Annotated in this window: 1 protein-coding gene; it reads right to left on the minus strand. The window is 35.9% G+C overall.

The genetic code is table 11. The features are described 5' to 3' along the window. Positions 1-395 (minus strand): ABC transporter ATP-binding protein (locus tag AOA61_RS21665; RefSeq protein WP_143521234.1); only part of this gene is annotated, 395 nt, incomplete at both ends.

Below are 395 nucleotides of genomic sequence, written 5' to 3' on the forward strand. Positions count from 1 at the left end.
CACTAGAATAATTTTTAACTGGTTTTTCAATTGCAGACCCAAGCTCTGAAAAGTCAACGATCTTTGAGTATTCTGTTTCTATTCTCTTCTTAGGAATACCCAACAACATACCATTCAGAAATATGTTATCCTTTCCTGATAACTGTGCATTAAAGCCCGTTCCATAACCTAGCAGTGATGTTGTCTCCCCATTCACTTCAATTGAACCCTCATCAGGTGTTAAAATATTGGTCATTAACTTACATAAAGTACTCTTCCCAGCACCATTATGGCCGATAATTCCAACAACCTCACCTTCTTTTATTTCAAAGTTAAGATTTCTAATGGCCCAACGTTCATCCTTCTTCAGACTATAAGAAACACCTAAATTTTCAGCTTTAATAATTGTGCTTTCC

It is taken from the genome of Pseudomonas sp. 2995-1 (genome assembly GCF_002742505.1).
Taxonomy (GTDB): domain Bacteria; phylum Pseudomonadota; class Gammaproteobacteria; order Pseudomonadales; family Pseudomonadaceae; genus Aquipseudomonas; species Aquipseudomonas sivasensis.